The 6000-nt window shown below is 60.2% G+C and carries 3 protein-coding genes; 1 reads left to right on the forward strand and 2 read right to left on the reverse strand.

Features of this window, described 5'->3' with window-relative positions; translation table 11 throughout:
- Positions 1-104 precede the first annotated feature (104 nt).
- Positions 105-1130, forward strand: coding sequence for a hydroxyacid dehydrogenase (locus tag K6U75_06175; GenBank protein MCL6474623.1), 1026 nt, complete (start codon positions 105-107; stop codon positions 1128-1130).
- A gap of 9 nt (positions 1131-1139) precedes the next feature.
- Here the strand turns inward: K6U75_06175 and K6U75_06180 are convergent, their stop codons facing one another.
- Both K6U75_06180 and K6U75_06185 read right to left on the reverse strand, forming a co-directional pair.
- Positions 1140-3098: a hypothetical protein gene (locus K6U75_06180; protein MCL6474624.1), complete on the reverse strand. Its 1959-nt coding sequence runs from the start codon at positions 3096-3098 to the stop codon at positions 1140-1142.
- A 3-nt stretch (positions 3099-3101) separates the two neighbouring features.
- A complete protein-coding gene (locus K6U75_06185) occupies positions 3102-5843 on the reverse strand; it encodes a heparinase II/III family protein (protein ID MCL6474625.1) in 2742 nt (913 codons plus the stop codon).
- Positions 5844-6000: the final 157 nt, after the last annotated feature.

Raw genomic sequence — 6000 nt, forward strand, 5'->3', positions numbered from 1 at the left:
TCCAACTTCTAATTCGTTGGTGGCATACTGCGTTCCTGCCTGGCGATGCCAGAGCGTGCGATACTGCAAAAGCAGGTCGCTCAAGGTGGTATAATATGAGCAGTATGGACACGATACGCGCTGGCTTTTTTGAAGTAGACGACGGGCAGGCGCAACATCTGATAGAAGGCATACGCCGCCTCGGTGTCGCCGACAGGGTGCAGGTGGACTTCTTGCCCCATCCCCTGACCCCGGATGGGTGTGAGGCATGTGCCCAATATGACGCCATTGCCGTTTTCATTGGCACGAAGGTGAGCCGCACGACGCTGGAGGCTCTGCCCCGCCTGCGATTAGTGCTTACGATGTCCACTGGCTACGACCACATCGATATCGACGCGTGTCGCGAGCGCGGGGTGGTGGTGTGTAACGTGCCACACTACGGCGAGAACACGGTGGCGGAGCATACCTTTGCGCTTATCCTGTCGCTGTCACGCAAGCTGCACGCTGCCTATTTCCAGAGCCTGCGGGGAGAGTATCAGGTACGCGCTCTGCGCGGATTTGACCTGTATGGAAAGACACTGGGTGTGGTGGGTGCTGGCAGCATCGGCTTGCACGTCATCCGCATTGCGCGCGGCTTCGGCATGAGGGTGCTGGCGTATGATGCGCGCCCCCAGCGGTTGCTCGCGGAGGTGTTGGGGTTCACCTACACCGATTTGGACACCCTGTTGAAAGAGTCCGATATCGTCACCCTGCATGTGCCTGCCACCCCTGCCACGTACCACCTGATGAACCGCGAGACGCTGAGCAAGATGAAGCGGGGTGCGCTGCTCATCAACACGGCGCGCGGTTCGGTGGTGGATACCGAGGCGCTATTGTGGGCGCTGGAGGAGGGGATACTGGCGGGCGCGGGGCTGGATGTCATCGAAGGCGAGGAGTACATCACCGAGGAGAGCGCGCTGCTGAAGATGCCCATGGCGGAACAGACACTGAAGCAGCTGGTGCAGGCGCAGGTGTTGCTGCGGCGCGAAAATGTAGTGTTTACGCCACACATCGCCTTCAACAGTCAGGAGGCGGTGGAGCGTATTCTGGACACCACTCTGCAAAACCTGTCTGCCTTCCTGCAGGGCAATCCGCAGAATGTGGTGACTTAACCGCCCGTATCAGGGCCATGGAAACTCCGGCGCGAGCAGACCCGTCGTGCTGGCAAGCAATGCCCATAACGCGGCGCAACTGAACTCGCCCAGTATCATCCCCAGGAAAAAGGGTAACGCACGAAGATAAAGGTTGTACCCCCCATACCGCTGGATCAGCGACTTCACCACCCACGTGACCAGCACGGGAAACCAGATGACATACATCGTCCACGAGGGACACAGCGCGTAGCCCAACGGGTGGAGAGGAAAGCCCATGAAGGTGTTGCGCAAATAGTAGAGCAGTCCTGTGACGGCGATGCCCACGCTGAACCAGAGTGGGGAGGGAGGCGTGAGCTTGTCCGCGCCCGTGAGTGCGTTGGTGGCGTCCGTGAACGCCCATGAGACATTGGCGTTTGGATAGCCGTAAAGATTGACGCCGCCGCGCGTGTAGTGCAGCCACAGCTCGCTGGCAGCGGCGGAGATGAAGGCGACCACAATCGCCACCGCGAACAGGATGGGCAGCGCAGCCCGTCGCAGCCCGTGCCGCGGAGCCAGCTGCTGACTGTCCAAAAACAACGAGAGCAACATGCCGCGCAGGTCGCGGAAAAAGATGGCATCCAGAAAGGCGATGTGCGTCCAGCTGGTATTCCCCCACAGCGATTTCGCGCTGAAGATGCCCACGATGTCGCTGGGTTTAAACGAGGTTTCAGTCATCAGGAAGCCTGCTTCCGCCACACTGCGCGCCATCACCGTGCAGGTCACGAACAGGAAGATTGCCCACAGCGCGATTGCCAGCCAGATACTCACCCCCGCCCAGACGCACCATGCGAGGATGCCCACGAACCCTGCCAGTAGTCCCCATACCGCTAGACGTGCGCTGAAAACCTCCCCGGCGAGTGGCAACTGCTCTTTTCCAAACGCGCTTTGCACAAGGCGTTTGTAGTATCCCCAGCCGCTGCGCACAAACACGAAGGCAATGACCACGTATGCCCCTGCCACCTGGTAGCCGATGTAATGACGCGTGGGGTAGGAGGGCATGTTTTGCAGTTCGATCCCGTATGCCGCCGCGCCCACATCCGCCAGCCGTATCAGCGCGAAGAAAAACCACAAACTGAACAGCAGGTCGTTGGGCAGGAAGTAAGCAAAGCCCATCGCGGCGAACGACACAAAGATGCTCGTGCCGAACATCTGGTTCCATGGCGGCGAGGTGAAGAGGTTCTGCACGTTCCAGAAGAGGAGCGGAATCTGCGGGAAGGTCGGCACTGCGAGGTGAATGCCGTTGATGAGGAAGGGCAAAAACGCCAGCGCAAAGCCCATCCAGGTCAACGGCGAGCGAAGGAACTGTCTGGCAAGGCTTTCGTCCAGCAAGCGGGTAGGCAGGACGGTGTGGGGGAAGGTGAGACGCTCGTGGTCTGCCCACTGGCGGCGCAGAATCACGCCGATGCAAAACAGGCTCCACGCCAGCAGAAGATAGAGCAGGAACCACATCGCCAGCGGGCGTATCCACTTTCCCCACGGGATGCTACCCGAGCGCAGGCTCTCGTAGAACTCCACCGCCACCGGCTGCTTGAGCTCGCCTTTGGGGTCAAACGCCACCAGCGCAGGGTTGACATACGGGATGAAGCGTTGCGCAAACTGGTTGATGGGGTCGGCATAGTAGTTCAGGTAGACAGGGGCGGGCATCAGCTTCTCGGTAAAGCCGCGCGTGCTCACAAAAACCGCCGCGAACAGCATCAAGTAGATAACCAGCAGGTCGGCAGGGGTCATCCAGCGCAGTCTGCCAAACGCCCGCAACACCTTGACCACACCGTAAACCAGCAGGAACGAGCCGACCGCGCCCGGGGCAAACTGCAGCACGCCCAGCTGCATTCCCTTCACGACCATGTCGGAGTAGGTGGTGACATAGGCAACCGCCGCAGACAGCACAGCCCCTAACAGCAGTGTGCGCCTGTGGAACCCTTTACCCTCCTGTGAACCTTCCGTCATACTCTATTTGAGGTTGACCTCCATCGTCTCCAGAGGGGTTTGCGACCGCCATAAGATTCGCATTTGGTGGCGCAGTTCCTGCACTTGCGTGCCCATGAGGGCAACAGGGTTCCACCTGCCGCCCTGCCGACGCAGTTCGACGACAGCGTTCTCCGCGCGTATCTGCAGGCGGGTGCGGTCGGGCAGGACTACCTCACGGGAATCAAGAGATTGCGCTGCGTTTAACTGGTTGCTGTAGAGGAGGTAGGCACGTGTGCCGTCCTCCACCCAGACAGCATACACGCCAGTTCCGCCCGGAGTTACCGAAAGCGACATGGTTTTCACGGCGGGGGGTACCTCGCCACGGTAGGGCAAGAGCAGAGTCGTAAAGGCGAGGGGCAGAGTGCCCTTGCGGGTGAAGCAAGCAACAGGCACTTCGGTCAGTTTGTTCACCCTCGGGGGAACCGCGATGCCCTGCGAGAGGCTTAGCCGCAGGTCGTCGTAAACGATAGGTTGAATGAGCAGGTTGCCGCCGTCGGTGACGGTTCGTACTGCTTTGCGGGATTCGTCTGTCTTGACCTCGATTTTGTCGAAGCGGAACCATAACTGCGCTTCGTGTTCGCCTGTTCCCGTAACGTCGTCGCGGATGACCCACAAGCCGCCGAAGTCGCTATGAGGCTTCAGGAACCAGATGCGCCGATGGTGGCGCACATCGGTCAGACCCTGATAGCCTTCGGTATGCCCTGCGAAGAAGTCGAACCGAGAGCCAGTCGTCCAGCGGTCGAGGATTCCCCCCGCAGCCGTGCGACGTCCGTCCACCGTCACGGTGTTATGCGAGCGGGTGTGCATCAGTTCCTCTGCTTCAGGCGTGCCGTAGATGTGGATGCCGGGGTCTATCAGCAATAGATTGCCGTACGCGGCGACGATGACGCTTAACTGATCCCAGTGTCCGTGACTGCCGTGCGGTCCGCAGCGAATGCCCATGTAGTGCGAGTCGGGCTGCCAGGAGTTGCGCATGTAGAAGAAGCCGCCATGCGGGAAGCCCATTGATGTTTTGGCGGGCGGTTTGCCCTGCTTGCCCCCTGTGCCCACGTAACGGAAATCCTCCCGTGCGAACAGGTCTGCCGCCTGCGGGAGCATGTCCGGTCGCATGGTCGGATTCCCGTCGCCCCAGATTGGCAACGTCCCGTCGGGCAGGGTGGAGTACATCACGTATTCGTGCATCTTTTCGGTCAGTGAAACCATCTCTGACGGGATTTGCACGTTCAGCTGGCGCGATTGCGCGATCAGGTTGCGATACCTGCCCATCACCAGCAGATGGTAGCCCGTAGTGGGTTCTTGTAGCACCCCGTCGGGGCGCACGGTGGAGAGTGCGTTCTCGATGAGCCGTTGCACGCCTTGCTGAAGCCATCTCTTCGCGCCTTCGAACTCCGGATAGACCATTCCCAGCTCCACGAGAGTATCTGCCATCTGCGTTTCCCAGTTGCCTCCCGCCTCCATCCGTTCCAGAACTTCCGCCATCTCCGCGAGGTTGAAGATGAAAGCCGCGCGGATTTCGAGGGGAAAGTTCGGGGAGCGCACGAACCTGCCGTAGTAGGTGAGGGCGTGTCCCAGCCGCGCGCCAATGGAGAGGGCAGACCACATCGATCCCCCCGCTAGTCCGGGCGGCAGCGCACCGGGTATCTTCTGGTCGGGTTTCCACACGCCTGCCTTGAGCGGGGAGGGACACTGCTGGAAGAGGTGATACAGCATATCGCTGAAGGCACGGGCGTACTTCTCGTTGCCGGTGTTAGCGTATCCTGCTGCCAGCGCGCGGCGCAAGCCCGCACGGGTCAGTCCGACACCACCGCGCTCGGGCCAGAGGGTGTAGTGGCTCCAGTGGGGACCCAGGTCCACCGTTGTACCGTCGGGGAGAAGCACTTTGTGTTCGGCAGCGAGGTCTGCCTCGCGGGTGTCGAAATCGGGATGGAAGCGAGGCTCGCGAATCTCCGCGGGGATGAGGTCCTCGCGCGACTCGAAGTGCGCCACCAGCTGTCGCACCGCCTCTTGCCAGTCCCCACGCTCCACCGCTTCGCGAACAGGTTGAAGGGGCGGGTATTGCAGGTTGAAGGGGCGAAACGCCTCCCGATACAGGGTATCGCGGTCGATCTCGTGTATCTCGTGTATCTCAAACCAGAGGTCGTATTCCTGGGGCACGCCTCCAACATATGCCTGACCATTCGGGTAGTTATCCGAGGCGATGCCTATGCCTGCCAGTAACTTGTCGCCTCCGGCGAGGCCGGGTCGCTCGCCGCTCAGCGTCCACTCGCGCGGCACCTCTGCAGGACGCAGCGGCTCGGTTTCCACCGTCAGTTCGAAATAGTAGCTGCGCCCCGGCTGCACCTTCGCCTCCAGAGTGAACATCGGCACTGCGCCTTCCCACATGCGACGTGAGTAGGGGATAGCGCACCTGCCGTAGGAGGTTCGCCTCTGCGGGCTGTCCCACAGGGTCATCACCAGTATTTCGTCGGGTTGCCACGTCTCGTGCCAGAAGGCTTGCCATATCGCGATGCGAAAGACCTCCACGCATCGCTCGCTCACCACGAAGGTCTGCCCGACAGGCTGACCGGGCTGAACGGTGGCAAATCGCTGGTCGCTGCGTGTGGCGGTATGCGCTCCCAGTTTCGCGCCGTTCAGCAATCGTTCGAGAACGGGCATCTCCGCCGCGTCTGCGTAACCGATTACGCAACACAGCAAAAGAAACAACCACATACCCTGTATTGCCATACCGAACCCTCTCTGCCTTGATGGGTGTGTCCATATCATAAAGCTGTTGCTGCTGGAGTGTCAAGGGTGGGAAGGAGTGTTGTGGTTTCCAATTTGAAATGTCCTATTTTATTCCCAATTTGAAATGTCACATCGTCTTAATCCCCGGAAATACCTT

It is taken from the genome of Bacillota bacterium (assembly GCA_023511455.1).
GTDB lineage: Bacteria > Armatimonadota > HRBIN16 > HRBIN16 > HRBIN16 > HRBIN16.

Coding starts and splice junctions, on each gene's coding strand:
- K6U75_06175 (MCL6474623.1), top strand. CDS start 105: ATGGACACGATACGCGCTGGCTTTTTTGAAGTAGACGACGGGCAGGCG.
- K6U75_06180 (MCL6474624.1), bottom strand. CDS start 3,098: ATGACGGAAGGTTCACAGGAGGGTAAAGGGTTCCACAGGCGCACACTG.
- K6U75_06185 (MCL6474625.1), bottom strand. CDS start 5,843: ATGGCAATACAGGGTATGTGGTTGTTTCTTTTGCTGTGTTGCGTAATC.